The following is a 20230-nucleotide window of genomic DNA, read 5'->3' on the forward strand; positions in this document are numbered from 1 at the left end:
AAGAGACTGAATCGTAACGCGGTGAGTTGGCAACGACACGACGGCAGAGACGGGCGACGAGTGCGGCGTCCCGTTCGCCCCGGTCCGGTATTGGCAATCTCCGCCACCACCATCCACATCTGGCGGGCCTGATTAAAGATAATACGATACAACTGCTTGTTCATGACTTTTGCTCCACTCATACGCTACACGCTGGCAGCCTGGTTATTCTGATTAGTACTGCCAATACAGGTTGAATCCGGCGGTGACCGGTGAGGTTTGGAAACCGGCGGGTTTGGACAGCGGGACACCGACAAACAGGTCATAGCTCAAGCGCTTAAGACTGCCTCGCCAACCCAGTGCACTGCCCGCCAGGTGTTTGCCGAGCAGGGCTTCACTGCCCGGGCCGCCCACTTCGCCGTAATCGAGCGCCAGATACAGTGATTGCCCGTGCAGAGGGGTATGCCAGTCCAGCTCGTTGCGGCTGTACCAGCCCCGGTCAGCCGATAAGGTCAGCTCGCCGTCAAAGCCGCGGACTGTCCAGCGTCCGCCAATGGAAAATTGGTCTTGGGGTGTCAGCGGGGTGGTACTTATCTGACGTAAGTATTGGGTTTGATAAGAAAAAGGTTGGGAAAATAATCGCAGGGGGCCGGATAGAGTGGCGGAAAACTGGGTGATTTTTGATAAAGCGGTCCCGGTATGCTGGGACTCTTCCGGGGCCGGTTGGGCACCAAACCAGCGCATCCCCTGCTGGTAAGTCACGCCAGTATCCAGTGTTGCACTGCCGATGTCATAACGATGGGACAGGCCCAGCTTCCAGCCCGCGGTTTCCCGATGCTGAACCTCAATTTCGGTGTCATCAATAAAATTGCGGGCGGTGCGACGATAGATTTCGCTGTTAAGCGTGGTTTTCTGGTGGTCGTTACGGTACAAAACCCGGCTGAGCTGGACTGACAGATTGTGGCTTTTGCCCCGGTATCGGATAGGCTGATTTAGCCCGGCTATCGTCTGGTGATAATCGTAATGACTGGCGGTCATTCCCGCCATCCAATAGCCGAAGGGCAGTGAGTAATGCAGGGTGTCATTTTGGCTGCCTTGACCGGCAGCGGTGTGAATATCGCGCCCGGCAGAGAGATAGAACAAATCACTTAACGCCAGCGGATTATCCAGATAGAAGGTGAATCCGCCCTGATAGCGACCCGTGCTTTTCGTGCCTGAATCATCCCAATAGGAGGCTAATCGCCAGTGCCGGGTCTGACGCCAGTCCAGCACAATATCGCTCTCGCCCGGTTGCTCATCCGGCTCAATGCGCATATTGGCCTGAACTGTCGGCACGCGTTGCAGGTTTTCTAGTCCCTGCTCAATATCCCGTAAATCCAACAGGTTGCCTTCACGGGCGGGGAACGGGGTTATCCGTTGGATATAGTGTCCGCTGTTCGGGGTGTAACGGATGTGCCGGATTTTGCCCGGTATCACGACCAGTTTTAAGGTCCCGGTATTCAGGTCCTGAGTGGGGGCCAGTATTCGGCTGGTGACATAGCCGGAATCGATGAGCCGGTTTTGTAGCCGGTTCATCAGTTGGTTAATGCCCTGAGTACCGAGGCAATGGTGTTCGCCCTGGAGAGCCAGCCGCGTCAGGGGCAGCCAGTGCGGGAAATTCTCCGTGCCTGTCAGGATAACGCGGGTCAGGGGAAAGCAACGGGCTTCCGTCGGAAAGGCGGCGGGTACGGTTTTTTCCGGTACAGACAAGCTAACATCTGCGGGCGGTGGAGCCAATTGGGCTTCCAGCGCTTTCTGACGTTCTTGTTGATGAATGAGTTGTTGATCTGAGATGTCTGCGGCCTGACTGCCTGAAACTACACTACAAAATACCGCCAACACCAAAATACTGCTTTTCATTGTATTTCTTCCCACAATTTCGAAGCGGTATTAACCCTAAATTTAACTTAGTGATCAATGTTTGTGGTTTATTATCACTCATGGCAACTAAAAGAGAGGGTTTGGTTAAGATAGCAGTAAAAACAATGAGTTATATTTTAGGGCGAAAAACAGACCAATGTTATTATCATGTTACAAAATATATAAAAAATAGATTAATATTAATCATTTAATAATCAATGGTAATAATTTCAAATTAATTTTACTTTTTTGTTTTATTTTGTGATACAAATCACAAAATTAGATCTCATTTCAGGAAAAAGTGACTTGCAAAAAGATGATTTTTGCTATTGGCATGAACAGGTAAAACCATTTACCCATGTCTGCCGATGTTGAGGCTACACTACGCCGATCCCGTTGTTCTGATGGCTTAAACGTTTTGTGATGCACATTACTTCTGTTGGACGGTGGATGAATTGGTGAAAAAAACTAAATTTCATCTGCTATTTTTACCGGTTTATTCACCTGAGGCCATTACCCGAAATCATACGTTGCCACTATTACGTAGCAATTATTGGACGTAGCAATTATTGGAAAAAATGAATCAATTTATATCCGCCGTTTCACCCTTCTCAGGGAGACAAATGAACAGTAAAAGTGTAGTGGTATTATACAAAGTGGTAGATTCACATAATATACCCGTTATCTTTCAAGTTGCCTCTTTGTTGGCTGCACTCGCTCACCCCGGTCACATAGTTATCTATGCTCCCGGGGATTCGCTCCCTTGCCGTCGCGATCCTTCTTGAAATCCATTGGGTATAAGTGCAATATCGTTAATCCGGAAGTAAATATATTCGTATTCTTTTAAATAATTCATTCGGTGTTTTCCCACCCCGTATTTTTTAATTTTGCCTCTTTTTTCATAGCGACCATCGTGTTTACGATAGGGTTTTCTGGTAATTCGGAGATGTTGCCATAAATCACATTGTTTTATTATGGCATAATTAAGTTGTTTTAGTTTAAAATTGTCTTTTTATGGTATTGAATATAATTGTGATTATATTCTTTCATGATCTAATTATTACAGTGTGATATTTTATCAAGTTTTTTAATTTATACTTTCCTGTTTGTGATATTTACGTTGGTGGCATATTTTTACCATTGAAAAATAATATATTATGAATTATTTTAATCTGATGGTATATTTTACGTAATTGAGCTTATTAATGTTGAATAAGTTGCATTTGAAGTTGGGATACCTGTTCATTATCAGAGTGGAAGGGATACTTTACAGGTGATTATCAGGGTAATATTTTGGTAATTCAAGATGAATTATTTTTTTAAATGTTTAATGTCTTTTGGAAATAATTTTAATTTGATATTAGTAGAAAGTGGATAAATTATAACAATGATTTGATGTTTATGTATAATCAATGCAATTAAATAAGTTTCCAAAATAGTGCTGCATCTTATGTCACTTATAATTCTATGTATAACAATGGGTTGAAGAAGTCCATGTGTGGTAGAATTATGAAGCGTTATTTAACGATTCCATGTTTATTATGGAATTCAGTGTCAGATAATAGAAACAGCAGAAAATTAAAGGCGTTTATCCGAAAAGCAGGAATAGAAAAGAATGTCTTATTTTAGGTCATAAGATGAATCGTTTATTCCGTTATCGAGGAAATTAGCATCGAAAAATTACTCATTGGTTGTTATTAACCGGGCTATGGCATCCAGTATCTGAGTATCTTGAATTAATGTCAGACGTGTCCGTTTTTATTTCTTGGGGGCAAGAAGTAAGAGAAAAACATTGATGATAACTGTCAGCAATGACAGTTATCAAATTTCTAACAGATTCGTTGAGGTAATAAATGAAAGATAGCATTACTGAAGCAGGAAATACTCTTCAGACTCAGACGTCAGAAAATATAATCAACGTAAATAATACTTCACAACAAATTCAGAACGTAAAGAATATTCCCCAGGTGTTTACATCTAGTGAATTATTTTGGTGTGATCGCCTTGCCTCTTTGCAACGCTTCCAGTTACCTTTCGAAATCACCGGGAAACAGACAGAATCCAGATGGGTAATGAGTCCTTGGCAACCTCCGTTGTCAAAAAATGGTGAAGAGGACTCATTGCGGACACTATTGCAGGCATTCGTTATCTATCTTGCACGTTTGACTCATCAGACCGAATTCCAAATCGGTTGGTGCGTGGAAGTAAACGATAACCCGGCAGATTTGGTGCCGGTGGTACCCATGGCCATTGAAGTGGCGTTTGATGATCCCTGGAGTGTGATAGCTGACCAGATTGATGATGAGCTTGATCGGTTGATTCAGCACCATACATTTAGCCGAGATCTCTTCTCCCGCTCTTCTTTATTGCGAGCTATCCCGGCATTAACAAGCAGCCAGCCGTGGCAGATCGCTGTCTCTGTGATACAGGATGACAAGCAGTATGATCAAGAGGTACCTGGCGAATTGCTGACCCTTCAGATTAATGCGCAGGGTAGTTTTCGTTGGATCTACGATAAGAACCGTCTGAGTGGGGAAGTGGTTCAGCGGATGAGCCAACACTTACAGGTGTTGGCATTGTCGAAAAGGGCAGGTGATGAAATCCCCGTCGGGCAGCTTAATTTATTGCCTGAGGCTGAACGGACATTGTTGCTAGAAACCTGGAATCCCACTGAAACTCCCTATCCTGACCCGTTATGTATTCATCAGTTATTTGAGCAACAAGCGGAACAAGCCCCGGAAGCCACGGCGCTGGTGTATCAAGAGCAGACGTTTAGCTATGCTGAACTGAATATCCGTGCTAACCGCCTGGCCCATCAACTGATTACGTTGGGGGTAGTGCCGGACCAGCGGGTGGCAATTTGTGTAGCTCGTTCCCCGGCAATGGTGGTGGCGTTGCTGGCGGTGCTGAAAGCGGGTGGGGCTTATGTGCCGCTGGACTCAACCTATCCGGGAGAACGGCTGGCATATATCTTGAATGATGCGGCTCCGTCAGTGGTCTTGGCTGATGCGACCGGGAAGGCGGCACTGGGCGAACAGGCGCTAGCGGGGCTGGCGGTACTTGACCCAAATACTCTACCTGACCAGCCGGATAGTAATCCATTAGTGACTAAGCTGACGCCCCAACATCTGGCGTATGTGATTTACACTTCCGGCTCCACCGGGCAGCCGAAAGGGGTAATGGTAGAGCATCAGGCTATTTATCAACGTTATCTGGGTTTTAATGACACCTATGCCGTTACGGCGCAAGACCGGGTATTGCAATTTGTCGCGTTTGCGTTTGATGTTTCAGTGGAAGATTTCTTCTCGTCATTATGCAACGGGGCCACGTTGGTCATGCGTGATGATAGCTGGCTGGCTTCTATACCGGAATTTATTGCCTTAACCCGACAATATCGTATTACAGTGATGTCGTTGCCGACTTTATTCTGGTCTGAATTGGCAGCCAGAGGCACTGGATTACCGCTGCCAGATTGTCTCAGGCTCATCATCATTGGGGGTGAGACGGTAAAACAGCACGCTGTTCAGGATTGGTTTGCTCAGGAGGGCCATCGGCCCCGGCTATTGAATGGTTATGGTCCGACGGAAAATACCGTGACAGTGACCTATAAGGATGTGTTATCACCGGCGGATTCGCGTTCTATTGGCCGACCTGCTAAAAATGCTCGCATCTACCTGCTGGACAGAGACGGGCAACCGGTGCCATTAGGCTGCACTGGCGAAATGTATATTGGTGGCGTGGGGGTGGCACGAGGTTATCTGAACCGACCTGCCTTAAGCGCGGAACGTTTTATGCTAGACCCCTTTAGCCCGGTATCCGGTGCGCGGATGTATCGTACCGGGGATTTGGCCCGCTACTTGCCGGGCGGTGACTTGGAATTCCTGGGCCGTAACGACGAGCAGGTTAAAATCCGTGGCTTCCGGGTTGAGCTGGGGGAAATTGAAACCCAGCTGGTGGAATATCCGGCGGTACAAGAGGCGGTGGTGCTGGCACTGGATGACGGGCAGAGCAAACGGTTAGTTGCCTATGTGGCGGTGGAAGCACATGAGCATGAGGGGTTGGCTGCTCGTTTGCGTGAACACCTGAGTACCCGGTTGCCGGATTATATGGTACCGGCGGCCTTTGTGCGTCTGGATAGCTTCCCGCAGACCCCGAATGGCAAGTTGGATCGCCGGGCATTACCGGCGCCAGGAGAGGAAGATTTTGCCCGTCAGATTTATGCCGCCCCGCAAGGCGAGGCTGAGATTATTCTGGCAGCCCTTTGGCGTGAGTTGCTGGGGATTGGGCAGATTAGCCGACATGACAGCTTTTTTGCACTGGGGGGGCACTCATTGCTTGGCGTGCAGATGATTGAACGCCTGAGTCACCGGGGATTGACACTGACGGCGCGTGATCTGTTCCAGTCGCCGGTGCTGTCTGAACTGGCCCAAGCGTTGGGACAGCACCGGGCTGTGATAGTACCACCTAACGTCATCACCCCGGCAACCACGGCGCTGACGCCGACGATGTTGCCACTGATTGATCTGACCCAGCCTGAGATTGAGCACATCGTTGAGCAGGTACCGGGAGGGATCGCTAATATTCAGGATATCTATGCCCTGTCGCCGTTGCAGGACGGTATCCTGTTCCATCATTTGTTGGAAAAAGAAGGCGACCCTTATCTGGTGCTCTATCCGGTAGCCTTTGCTAACCGGTCGCTACTGGACCGTTATCTGGCGGCGGTGCAACAGGCGGTTGATCGCCATGACATCCTGAGGACGGCTTTTATCTGGCAAGGATTGTCTGTCCCGGCGCAGGTGGTTTTGCGTCGGGCGCGGTTGCCAGTGACGGAACTGACGCTGGACCCGGCTGACGGCCCAGTGATTGACCAGTTAACCCGGCGTTTTGATCCGGATCAGCATCGTCTTGACCTGAGTCAGGCACCGTTACTGCATTTTGTCATTGCTCAGGAAACCGATGGTCGCTGGTTCTTACTGGAATTGCAACATCATTTGATCGGTGACCATGAAACGATGGAAGTGATGCACCGTGAAGTGCAGGCGTATTTTGCTGGGCAGGCAAATTACCTACCTGCGCCGGTCCCTTTCCGTAATCTGGTGGCTGAGGTCCGGCTGGGGGTGAGTCAGGAAGCCCATACCCGTTTCTTTACTGACATGTTGGCGGATGTGGATGAGTCAACCCTGCCGTTTGGATTAACGGAGGTGCATCGTGATGGATCTCTGGTGATGGAATCACATCGGATGCTGACAGTCGGGTTGAATGACCGTCTTCGCCGTCAGGCCCGACGTTTGGGTGTTAGTCTGGCGGCCTTGTGTCATCTGGCTTGGGCGCAAGTGTTGTCGCGTACCAGCGGGCAGGAGAAAGTGGTGTTTGGCACCGTCTTGTTTGGGCGTATGGCGGTGGCGGAAGGGGCTGACAGTAGTATGGGGTTGTTTATCAATACCCTGCCGTTGCGGCTGGATATCGATGATACTCCGGTACGGGACAGCGTGCGTGCGGTGCATTTACGACTGGCTGGGTTGCTGGAGCATGAGCATGCTTCACTGGCGTTGACCCAGCGTTGTAGTGGGGTTGTCAATGGTGCGCCACTCTTTAGTGCCCTGTTGAATTATCGACATAATTATCAACCGGTGACTTCGGATGAAATGATGGACGGTATCGAATTCTTGGGTGAACAGGAGCGAACCAACTATCCGTTTGTGCTGTCGGTAGAGGATTTTGGTAAATCTCTGGGGCTGACTGCTCAGGTGGTACAGCCGTTTGAGCCGGACCGGATATGCGGTTATATGCAGCAGGCTTTGGAAAGTCTGGTAGAGATGCTTGAACAGGCTCCGGAGACGCCGGTACGTGCATTGAATATCTTGCCTGAAGCGGAGCAGAGGTTGTTGCTGGAAACATGGAATGCCACCGAAGCACCGTATCCTGAACAGTTATGTATTCATCAGTTGTTTGAACAACAGGCAGCGAAAACTCCGGAAGCGACGGTGCTGATAGCGGGAGATAAAACCCTCAGTTACGCAGAACTGAATGCCTGTGCTAACCGCCTTGCTCGTCAACTGATCGAACAAGGCGTTTGCCCAGATGAACACATTGTGATCCTGTTGCAACGATCAGTTGAACTGGTAATAGCCCAGTTGGCGATCCTTAAGATCGGAGCTGTTTACGTGCCGATAGATCCCAGTGTGCCGGATGAGCGGAAAAACTGGTTGATAAATGATTGTTCAGCGAAGTTGCTGATTACTGATGCGCAATCTGATATTCCGGTCGGTCTCTCTGTTCCGCTGTTTCGTCTCTCTGATGAGAAAAATACGAACGGCGTTGAAGAGGAGATAAACCTTAATGTACCGCGTTCCAGCACCGGGTCAGCGTATATCATGTATACCTCCGGCTCGACTGGCATGCCAAAAGGGGTCGTCGTACCGCATCGTGCGGTGGTCCGGCTGGTCATTAATAATGGCTATGCTGCAATCGGAGAGGATGATCGGGTTGCCTTTACGGCTAATCCCGCTTTCGATGCCAGCACGTTTGAAGTCTGGGCACCTTTGCTTAACGGTGGTGTTCTGGTGATTGTCAACCATGATACCTTGCTGACACCACAGGAATTAGTACAGGCTTTACTGGCTCACCGTGTCACTGTCCTGTGGTTGACTATCGGGTTGTTTAACCGGTTGGCGGTGGAGTTGTCTCCGGTTCTTCCTCAGATAAAGATCCTGATTTTCGGGGGAGATATACCCGATCTACATGTGATTGCTCAGGTTCTGGATAATCGTCCACCACAACAATTATTACAGGCTTATGGTCCAAGTGAGGGAACCACCTTTACCACAATGTATCCGATTGAGGCGTTACCACAGGGAGTAACCCGGCTTCCCATTGGTCGGCCAATCGCTAACACGCGTGTTTATCTACTGGATGCTTATGGTCAACCGATGCCGTTGGGGGCGACCGGAGAGATTTATGTTGGCGGAGACGGGGTTGCTAGTGGTTATCTCAATCGCCCTGAATTGACGGCAGAACGTTTCTTGGTCGATCCATTTAGTGATCAACCGGATGCGTGCATGTACCGGACTGGGGATTTAGCCCGCTATCTGCCGGATGGCAATCTGGAATTTCTGGGTCGTAACGATCAACAGGTTAAAATTCGAGGTTTCCGGATTGAACCGGGAGAAATTGAAGCTCGGCTGACAGAGTATTCAGCGGTGCGTGAGGCGGCTGTTTTGGCGCTGAGTGACGATCAGGACAAACGGCTGGTTGCTTATGTAGTGGCACCAGAAGATGATGGGTTGGTGAATAATTTGCGTGCTCATCTGAGTGCAATTTTGCCTGATTATATGGTGCCGTCAGCCTTTGTGCGTCTGGATGCGTTTCCACTAACTCCGAACGGTAAGTTGGATCGTCGTGCGCTACCGGCACCAGATCATGAAGCTGTTGCCCGTCAGGTTTACGCAGCGCCACAAGGAGAAACGGAAATTGCTCTGGCGGCTATTTGGCGTGAATTGCTGGGAATCGAACAGGTTAGTCGGCATGACAGCTTTTTTGCCTTGGGCGGCCATTCACTGCTCGCTGTGCGGATGATTGAATGCTTGCGTCATCTGGGGTTGACACTGGCGGCGCGTGATCTGTTCCAGTCTCCGGTGTTGTCAGAGTTGGCTCAAATGTTGGGGCAGCATCGGGCTGTAATGGTGCCTGCTAATGTTATTACGCCAGCAACCACGGTGTTAACACCGGCAATGTTACCGCTGATAGATCTGACTCAGCCAGAGATTGACTGTATCGTTGGACAAGTGCCGGGTGGGATGACCAATATTCAGGATATCTATGCCTTGTTGCCATTGCAGGACGGTATCCTGTTCCACCACTTACTGGCAAACGAAGGTGATCCGTATTTGTTAGCCGGCCAGATGGTCTTTGCTGACCGGACTTTGTTGGACCGTTATCTGATTGCGGTGCAACAGGTGGTTGATCGCCACGATATTCTGCGGACCGCCTTTATCTGGGAAGGATTGTCCGTCCCGGTTCAGGTAGTCTGGCGTCAGGCCCCTTTGTCGGTGACTGAATTGACGCTGGACCCGGCTGATGGGCCGGTTTGTGATCAACTGGCGCAACGTTTTAATCCCCGTCATTATCGTCTCGATTTGAGTCAGGCACCGCTGTTGCGTTTTGTGGTGGCACAGGAGATCGATGGCCGCTGGTTTTTACTGGAATTGCAACATCACCTGATTGGCGACCATACCACAATGAAAGTGATGAACCGTGAAGTGCAGGCATATTTTTCCGGGCAGATGGACCGCCTGCCTGACCCGGTACCGTTCCGCAATCTGGTGGCTGAGGTCCAACTGGGGATGAGTCAGGCAGAGCATACCCGTTTCTTTACCGACATGTTGGCGGATGTGGATGAGCCAACGCTGCCGTTCGGGTTGGCGGAGGTGCATCGTGATGGATCGCAGGAGATAGAATCTCACCGGATGCTGACGATCGAGTTGAGTGACCGTCTTCGCCATCAGGCCCGGCATTTGGGCGTCAGTTTGGCGGCTTTGTGTCATCTGGCTTGGGCGCAAGTACTGTCGTGTACCAGTGGTCAGGAGAAAGTGGTATTCGGCACCGTACTGTTTGGGCGTATGGCAGCGGGAGAAGGTGCTGATAGTGGTATGGGGCTGTTTATTAATACCCTGCCATTGCGTCTGGATATAGATAATACGCCGGTACGTGACAGTGTGCGGGCGGTGCATCTACGACTGGCTGGGTTGCTGGCGCATGAGCATGCTTCACTGGCGCTGGCCCAGCGGTGCAGTGGGGTTGCCAGCGGTACGCCACTCTTTAGCTCCTTGTTGAACTATCGACATAATGATCAGCCGGGAAATTCCGATGAAACGATGGACGGTATTGAATTCCTAGGCGAACAGGAAAGTACTAACTACCCCTTTGGGCTGTCGGTAGAGGACGATGGGTCCACTTTGGGGCTGATCGCTCATGTGGTGCAGCCGTTTGAACCGGATAGAATATGCGATTATATGCAGCAGGCGTTGGCGAGTCTGGTGGAAGCCCTTGAACAGGCTCCGGAGACGCCGGTACGAGCGATGAACATCCTGCCTGAAACGGAACGTACTCTGTTGCTGGAAACCTGGAATGCGACAGAAACCGCGTATCCTGACGCGTTATGTATTCATCAGCTGTTTGAGCAACAGGCAGAGAAAACCCCGGAAGCCACGGCACTAGTGTATCAAGAGCAGATCCTCAGTTATGGCGAATTAAATGCTTGTGCTAACCGTCTGGCTCATCAACTCATTGCGCTGGGTGTTGTGCCTGAGCAGCGGGTGGCAATTTGCGTGACACGTTCACCGGCTATGGTAGTGGCACTGTTGGCAGTGCTGAAAGCGGGTGCGGCTTATGTGCCGCTGGATTCAACCTACCCGGCAGAGCGTTTGGCATATATCCTGAATGATACGGCCCCGTCGGTGGTATTGGTGGATGCGGCTGGGCGGGTAGCATTGGGTGACGAGGCGTTGGCCGGGTTGACGGTACTTGACCCAAATATCCAGCCTGATCAGCCGGACAGCAACCCGCAGATCCCGGCGTTGACGCCACAGAATCTGGCTTACGTCATTTATACCTCTGGCTCCACCGGGCAGCCGAAAGGGGTGATGGTAGAACATCAGGCACTGTATCAACGCTATCTGGGGGTTAATGAACGTTATGCTATCACCGAGCAAGACCGGGTATTGCAATTTGCCGCTTTTGCGTTTGATGTTTCAGTGGAAGAGTGCTTCTCGTCACTATGTAACGGGGCCACGCTGGTTATTCGGGATGACAGTTGGCTGGCTTCGATGCCGGAATTTATTGCCTTAACCCAGCAAAACCGCATCACGGTTCTGTTTCTGCCGACTTTATTCTGGTCTGAACTGGCGGCAAGAGACAACGGATGGCCGCTGCCAGATTGCCTCAGACTGATCATCATTGGTAGTGAGGCGGTGAAAAAGAACGCCATTCAGGACTGGTTTACGCAAGAAGGCCATCGGCCCCAGCTATTGAATGCGTATGGCCCGACTGAAAATACTGTGACGGCGACCTGTAAGGAAATAGTATCCCCAGCGGATGATCGTTCTATAGGTAGGCCGATTAAAAATACCTGCGTCTACCTACTGGACAGATACGGCCAGCCGGTACCATTAGGCTGCGTTGGCGAAATGTATATTGGCGGTGTGGGAGTGGCTCAGGGTTATCTTAACCGGTCAGAATTGAGTACAGAACGTTTTGTGCCAGATCCCTTTAGTCCAGTATCCGGTGCGCGGATGTATCGTACCGGGGATTTGGCCCGTTACCTGCCGGATGGTGAGTTGGAATTCCTGGGCCGCAACGACCAGCAGGTTAAAATTCGCGGTTTCCGGGTTGAGCTGGGGGAAATTGAAACCCGGTTGGTGGAACACCCAGCGGTACAAGAGGCGGTGGTGCTGGCGCTGGATGATGAGCTGGGTAAACGGCTGGTTGCCTATGTAGCGGCGGAAGCGTATGAGAGATTGACGGCTGATTTACGTGAACACCTGAGCGCTGTTTTACCTGACTATATGATACCTGCGGCTTTTGTGCGTCTGGATACCTTCCCGCAGACTCCGAATGGTAAGTTGGATCGCCGGGCATTGCCGGCACCGGGGGAAGAGGCGTTTGCTCGTCAGGTCTATGAAGCCCCGCAAGGGAAGATAGAAACGATGTTGGCCGCTGTCTGGTGTGAGCTACTGGGCGTTGAGCAGATAAGTCGGCATGATAGCTTTTTTGCGTTGGGCGGCCATTCACTACTCGCTGTGCGCGTGATTGAACGATTGCGGCGTATTGGTTTGGGCGTATCGGTACAAACGCTATTTCAACATCCAACACTCCGTGTTTTGGCACAGTCTCTGGTTCAGCATAATGAAATTCGGGTGCCGGACAACCGTATTACACCGGATACTACGGTGTTGACACCGGACCTGCTGCCGTTGATTGACCTGACCCAGCCTGAAATTGATCACATCGTCGGGCAAGTGCCGGGCGGGATGGCTAATATTCAGGACATCTATACGCTATCCCCGTTGCAGGATGGCATTTTGTTCCACCATCTATTGGAGAAAGAAGGTGATCCGTATCTGTTAGTCACCCAGATGGCTTTTGCTGATCGCTCTCTGTTGGATCGTTATCTGACTGCAGTTCAACGGACAATTGATCGGCACGATATTTTACGTACCGCCTTTATCTGGCAAGGATTGTCAGTTCCGGTGCAGGTGGTTTGGCGTCAGGCCCCATTGTCAGTGACTGAGCTGACACTGAACTCGGCTAACGGGCCGGTCAGTGACCAGTTAGCCCGGCGTTTTGATCCGGGTCAGTATCGTCTTGACCTAAGTCAGGCGCCGCTACTGCGTTTTGTCATTGCCCAGGAAACCGATGGTCGCTGGTTCCTACTGGAATTGCATCATCATTTGATCGGCGACCATGAAACGATGGAAGTGATGCACCGTGAAGTACTGGCATATCTGACTGGTCAGGAGGACAGCCTACCTGCGCCGGTTCCTTTCCGCAATTTGGTGGCTCAGTCTCGGTTAGGTGTCAGTCAGGAAGCGCATACCCGCTTCTTTACCGATATGTTGGCAGAGGTGGATGAACCGACTCTACCGTTTGGGTTGGCGGAGGTGCATAGTGATGGTTCGCAAGTGGTGGAGTTTCACGGGATGTTGGCTCCTGAGCTGAATGATCGTCTGCGTAGTCAGGCTCGGCGTTTGGGCGTCAGTTTGGCGGCGCTGTGTCATCTGGCCTGGGCGCAGGTATTGTCGTGCACCAGTGGTCAGAAGAACGTGGTGTTTGGCACGGTGTTATTTGGGCGTATGCAGGCGGGCAGTGGTGCTGAGAATGGCATGGGGTTATTTATCAATACGTTGCCGTTGCGGCTGGATATCGATGAGACCCCGGTACGGGATAGCGTACAGGTAGCACACACCCGACTCGCCGGATTATTAGAACATGAGCACGCTTCACTGGCACTGGCTCAACGTTGCAGTGGTGTGCAGGGTGAGATCCCACTCTTTAATAGCCTGTTGAACTATCGACATAATGCCTTGCCGGAAACGTCAGATGAATTGATAAGCGGTATTGAATTTCTTGGCGGACAGGAGCGGACCAACTATCCGTTTGTACTGTCGGTAGAGGATTTTGGTGAGTCACTGGGGCTGACGGCTCAGGTAGTGCAACCGTTTGATCCGGAAAGCCTATGCGGCTATATGCAACAGGCGTTGGAGAGTCTGGTGGCGGCGCTTGAACAAGCGCCAGAGAAGCCGGTACGTGAATTGAACATCTTGCCTGAAGCGGAACAGAGGTTATTGCTAGAAACGTGGAACGCGACTGAAGCACCGTATCCTGACCAACTATGCATTCATCAATTGTTTGAGCAGCAAGCGAAGAAAACCCCAGAGGCGACGGCACTGATAGCGGGAGATAAAATCCTGAGCTATGCGGAGCTGAATGCTCGTGCTAACCGGTTGGCTCGTCAGCTAATCGAACAAGGGGGATGTCCCGGTGATCATATTGCGACCTTGTTTGCACGCTCCATTGAACTGGTAGTAGCTCAACTAGCAATTCTCAAAGTCGGCGCTGTTTACGTACCGATAGATCCTAGCGTGCCGGATGAGCGGAAAAACTGGTTGATAAACGATTGTTCAGCTAAGTTGTTGATTACTGATGTGCAATCTGATGTTCCGATTGGCCTCCTTGTTCCGCTGTTTTGTCTCTCTGATGAGACAGACACGGTCAGAGAGGAAGATCGCATCAACCCTGATTTACCACGTTCTAGCGCCGAGTCCGCGTATATCATGTATACCTCCGGTTCAACCGGCCTGCCAAAAGGGGTAATAGTGCCGCATCGTGCGGTGGTCCGGCTGGTTATTAATAATGGCTATGCTGAAATCGGACCGGATGACCGGGTTGCCTTTACGGCTAATCCGGCTTTCGATGCCAGCACGTTTGAAGTTTGGGCACCGTTGCTCAACGGCGGTGCTTTGGTGATTATCAACCATGCTACCTTGCTGACACCACAGGAGTTAGTACAGGATTTACAAGCTCACCGCATCACGGTTCTGTGGCTGACTATCGGGTTGTTTAACCGGTTGGCGGCAGAGTTATCCCCGGTTCTTCCGCGGATTAAGATCCTGATTTTCGGGGGAGATATACCCGATTTACATGTGATTGCTCAGGTTCTGGATAATCGTCCGCCACAGCAATTATTGCAGGCTTATGGTCCGAGTGAGGGCACCACTTTTACTACGATTTATCCGATTGAGGCGTTACCGCAGGGAGTGACTCGGATTCCCATTGGTCGGCCAATCGCTAACACGCGTGTTTATCTACTGGATGCTTATGAACAGCCAGTACCGTCAGGGGTTATCGGTGAGATTTATGTTGGGGGAGATGGGGTTGCTCTGGGTTATTTCAATCGCTCTGAGTTAACTGCCGAACGTTTCCTTGTTGATCCGTTTAGTGACAATCCGGATGCGCGCATGTACCGGACCGGGGATTTGGCGCGTTACCTGCCGGACGGTAATTTGGAGTTCCTTGGCCGTAATGACCAACAGGTCAAAATCCGCGGTTTCCGGATTGAACCGGGGGAAATTGAGACGCGTTTGGTCGAGCACCCGGCGATACGTGAGGTTGCTGTGTTAGCGCTCGATGATGGGCAGAATAAACGGCTAGTTGCCTATGTAGTGGCGCCAGAGGATGAAGGGTTAGTGAATAGTTTGCGTGATCACCTGAGCGCCATTTTGCCGGATTATATGGTGCCGTCAGCCTTTGTGCGTCTGGATGCGTTTCCACTAACTCCGAACGGTAAGTTGGATCGTCGTGTGCTACCGGCACCGGATCATGAAGCCGTTGCCCGTCAGGTTTATGAAGCCCCACAAGGAGAAACGGAAATTGCCCTGGCGGCGATTTGGCGTGAATTACTGGGGATTGAACAGGTTAGCCGGTATGACAGCTTTTTTGCGTTGGGCGGCCATTCATTGCTCGCTGTACGGATGATTGAACGCTTGCGTCCTCTGGGGTTGACATTGGCGGCACGTGATTTGTTCCAGTCTCCGGTGCTGTCAGATTTGGCTCAAACGTTGGGTCAGCATCAGGCTGTGATGGTGCCATCTAACGTCATTACACCGGAAACCACGGCGTTGACGCCGGTAATGTTGCCGCTGATAGATCTGACTCAGTCAGAGATTGACCGTATCGTCGGTCAAGTACCGGGCGGGGTTGCCAATATTCAGGATATCTATGCCCTGTCACCGTTGCAGGACGGTATTTTATTCCACCATTTACTGGCAAACGACGGTGATCCGTATTTGCTATCCGGCCAGATGGCATTTGCTGATCGAGCTCTGTTGGATCGTTATCTGGCAGCGGTACAGCAGGTAGTTGATAGACACGATATCCTGCGGACCGCCTTTATCTGGGAAGGACTATCAGTGCCAGCTCAGGTGGTTTGGCGTCAAGCATCCTTGTCAGTGACTGAACTAACACTGGACCCGGCTGATGGGCCGGTTAGCGAGCAATTGGCTGAACGTTTTGATCCTTGTCACCATCGTCTTGACCTAAATCAGGCCCCGTTATTGCGGTTTGTGGTGGCGCAGGAAATGGATGGTCGTTGGATTGCCCTGCAATTGCTGCATCATCTGATTGGTGACCATACCACGCTGGATGTGATGAACAGCGAGGTTCAGGCGTACCTTACCGGACAAGAGGGCAGCCTGCCTTCCCCAGTATCTTTCCGTAATCTGGTGGCTCAAGCCCAATTGGGAGTGAGTCAGGAAGCCCATATCCGCTTCTTTACCGACATGCTGGCTGAAGTAGATGAACCAACCTTGCCATTCGGATTGACGGAGGTGCATCGTAATAGTTCACAGGTGACGGAATCGCACCGGATGTTGGCTCCTGAGCTAAATGACCGTCTGCGTAGTCAGGCCCGGCGTTTAGGTGTCAGTTTGGCGGCACTGTGTCATCTGGCCTGGGCGCAGGTGTTATCGCGTACCAGCGGACAGGAGCAGGTGGTGTTCGGTACCGTAGTATTTGGGCGCATGGCGGTGGGGAAAGGTGTTGACAGTGGTATGGGGCTGTTTATCAATACCTTGCCGCTACGGTTGGATATCGATGATACGCCGGTGCGTAATAGTGTACAGGCAACACATACCCGGCTGGCGGGATTGTTAGAACATGAGCATGCCTCACTGGCGCTGGCTCAGCGTTGTAGTGGTGTACAGGATGGCGCTCCTCTCTTTAGCGCCCTGTTGAATTACCGGCATAATGATCAGTCGATGGCTGCCGATGAGATTGTACAAGGCATTGAATTCCTTAACGCGCGGGAGCTTACCAACTATCCGTTTGCCTTGTCGGTAGAAGATTTTGGTGACGCATTGGGGCTGACGGCGCAAGTTGTCCAGCCATTTGAGTCAGAACGGGTATGCGGTTATATGCAACAGGCATTGGAGAGCTTGGTGGAGGCGCTGGAACAGGCCCCGGAAACGCCGGTGCGGGTATTGGAGATCTTGCCAGAAGCGGAACGGAAATTGTTGTTGAAAACCTGGAATGCCACAGAAACAGCGTATCTTGACCAATGGTGTATTCATCAACTATTTGAACAACAGGTAGAGAGAACGCCTGATGTCACAGCGTTGGTCTATGAAGAGCAGACGTTTAGCTATGCAGAGCTGAATGCTCGTGCTAACCGGCTGGCCCACCAACTGATTGCGTTGGGTGTCGAACCTGACCAGCGAGTGGCGATTTGTGTAGCACGCTCACCGGCGATGGTAATGGGATTGCTGGCAGTGCTGAAAGCGGGGGCAGCTTACGTGCCGCTAGATCCGGATTATCCGGGCGAACGTCTATCGTATATTTTGGCTGATGTTTCACCGGTTATTTTATTGGCCGATGTCGCCGGGTGTACAGCGCTGGGCGAAAAAGCACTTGCCGGGCTGACGGTACTTGATCCAAATGCATTGCCTGACCAGCCGGACAGTAATCCGCAGATATCTGCATTGACCTCACGGCATCTGGCCTATGTGATTTACACCTCAGGTTCTACCGGTACGCCGAAGGGAGTGATGGTTGAACATGGGCAACTGGTCAATCAAATTACTTCACTGAACACGAAATGGTCGTTTAATGCATGTGACCGTATATTACAATTTTGCAACCTCTCTTTTGATGTTTGTGCATCAGAAATATTTTGTGCAATAACACAGGGGGCACGATTAGTCTTGAGGACAAATCAGTGGGTCCTAAGTGCACAGGAGTTCTGGCGTCTGTGTGAGTCCTATGAAATTACATATATTGCGGTACCTGCCCAATTCTGGCGGATAATATCCAATGCTAATGAAGACGATATCTATAAGGGCTTAAGGATTATTTGCATTGGTGGGGAAGCGATATCTGATCATGAGTTGCAACGCTGGTTATCGGTTCACCGTGAATACCCTGTTCTGGTTAATTGTTACGGTCCTACAGAAACCACGATTACATCGACGATATCCTGTCTGAACAAAATGGTAGGGCAGGCTAATATCATTGGTCGTCCACTGCCGAATACACGAGTTTACCTGTTGGGCGTCGATGGTCAGCCAGTACCGCTAGGGGGGGTAGGGGAATTGTATATTGGAGGGGCCGGTGTCGCACGTGGTTACCTCAATCGTCCTGAGTTAACGGCTGAACGTTTCCTGACTGACCCGTTTAGCAATGATCTTGGGGCACGCATGTACCGAACCGGAGATTTGGTCCGCTACCTGCCGGATGGCAACCTGGAATTCCTTGGCCGTAATGACCAACAGGTTAAAATTCGTGGATTCCGTGTTGAACTGGGGGAAATTGAGGCCCGGTTGATGGAGCATCCTGCGGTAAGAGAATCTGTTGTATTGGCGCTGGATGACGGGCAGGAAAAACATTTGGTCGCCTATGTGGTGGCGCAAGCGAATGAGGGGCTGGTTAATAGCCTGCGTACCCACCTGAGTACAATTTTACCTGATTATATGGTGCCGTCAGCGTTTGTGCGTCTGGATGTGTTTCCGTTGACTCCTAACGGTAAATTGGATCGTCGTGTTTTACCGGCACCGGACAATCAAGCCTTTGCCCGTCAAGTTTACGAAGCACCACTCGGAGAAATAGAAACCGCATTGGAAGAGATTTGGCGTGAGTTGTTGGGGGTTGAGCAGGTCAGCCGATATGACAACTTCTTCGCGTTGGGCGGTCACTCACTGCTCGCTATGCGAATGACAAACCTTGCTGCTGGTCGGGGTTTGGTTTGTACATTGAATGCGTTGTTCCAATTCCCGGTACTGACTGAATTGGCCGCAAAAATCACATCAGATTCGCTGTCTGAGCCACAAAACAGTGCCATATCGGTACGTCTTGATGGAACAGAGCAGCCATTGTTCTTTGTTCCTAGTGGAATGGGGGACTATTCCTATGTCTTCGGGCTGGCTAATCATATGCAATCTGGCTACCCGATTTATGCACTGCCCTGGCAGTCTATCGATGAGGCGCCGATGGCAACGATGGAAGAGCAGGCAGCCAGAATGATCACCTTGATGAAAGCGGTTCAGCCGGAGGGTCCGTATCGGATAGGAGGTTACTCCTCTGGCGGTATATTGGCTTATGCGATTGTTCAGCGGTTTTTGAGTGCCGGTGAGACGGTTAATTTCTTAGGCTTGATTGATACACCTGCGCCTCATTATTTTGGGGAACAGCTTATGCAACCCAAACATCATTTCTTTAGTGAGTTGGCCCGACAGTCAGGGGAACAGCACACAGAAGCGGTCGCGGCGTTGTACCAGCGAATTGATGAGCTGAATTTGGTGCAATTTATTGAGGCGGCACAACAATTGGCATTATATCCGGCAAATCTGAGTGCTGGTGTTATTGCGAAACGTTGGGAGCAGATAGAGAACTATACGCAAATAGTCGGAGATTATCAGCCGCAAGCATTAGCAATAACGTTGCATAAGTTTTACGCTATGGAGCCTTCTTCATCGACTTCTTTCGTCACGGATGAAAAGCCAGAGCCGTTAAATATAGAACCGTCGCTAGGCTGGGAACAGGTGATGCCTGATATTTCACTTCGGTTGATTGCTGTTCCGGGTAACCATTTTAGTTTATTGGAGGATAATGAGAATCGAATTGCTTTAGCTCAGGCTCTGAATATGGCGTTGGCAATCGACGGTGACGGGGAGGTTTTGTCATACTGATATATTAAGAAATATGGAATTATTTAGTGTTGATGTGATAATCCGGTATACATTGTTTATACCGGATTTTTTCTGCATTAAAACAGAATAAGGCAAGTGATAATTCCAATATAAGTTAT

4 protein-coding genes are annotated in these 20230 nt (G+C 50.4%); 2 read left to right on the forward strand and 2 right to left on the reverse strand.

Annotation, left to right across the window (positions count from 1 at the left end; translation table 11 throughout):
* Positions 1-182: ESPR domain-containing protein (locus C5469_RS24560; RefSeq protein WP_207629246.1), on the reverse strand; the 182-nt coding region annotated here is incomplete at its 3' end.
* Positions 183-213: 31 nt separating this feature from the next.
* Positions 214-1878, reverse strand: coding sequence for a ShlB/FhaC/HecB family hemolysin secretion/activation protein (locus C5469_RS19680; protein ID WP_166310177.1), 1665 nt, complete (start codon positions 1876-1878; stop codon positions 214-216).
* Between the two features lie 623 nt (positions 1879-2501).
* On the opposite strand from C5469_RS19680, the gene C5469_RS19685 reads away from it, so the two are divergent.
* The gene (locus tag C5469_RS19685) at positions 2502-2663 is read left to right on the forward strand and encodes a hypothetical protein (RefSeq protein ID WP_166310171.1); all 162 of its coding nucleotides are present in this window, start codon (positions 2502-2504) and stop codon (positions 2661-2663) included.
* A gap of 1068 nt (positions 2664-3731) precedes the next feature.
* On the forward strand, positions 3732-20111 hold the full coding sequence (locus C5469_RS19690) for a non-ribosomal peptide synthetase (protein WP_166310173.1): 16380 nt from the start codon (positions 3732-3734) through the stop codon (positions 20109-20111).
* Positions 20112-20230: the final 119 nt, after the last annotated feature.

The organism is Photorhabdus cinerea, assembly GCF_011189575.1.
GTDB classification, from domain to species: Bacteria; Pseudomonadota; Gammaproteobacteria; order Enterobacterales; family Enterobacteriaceae; genus Photorhabdus; species Photorhabdus cinerea.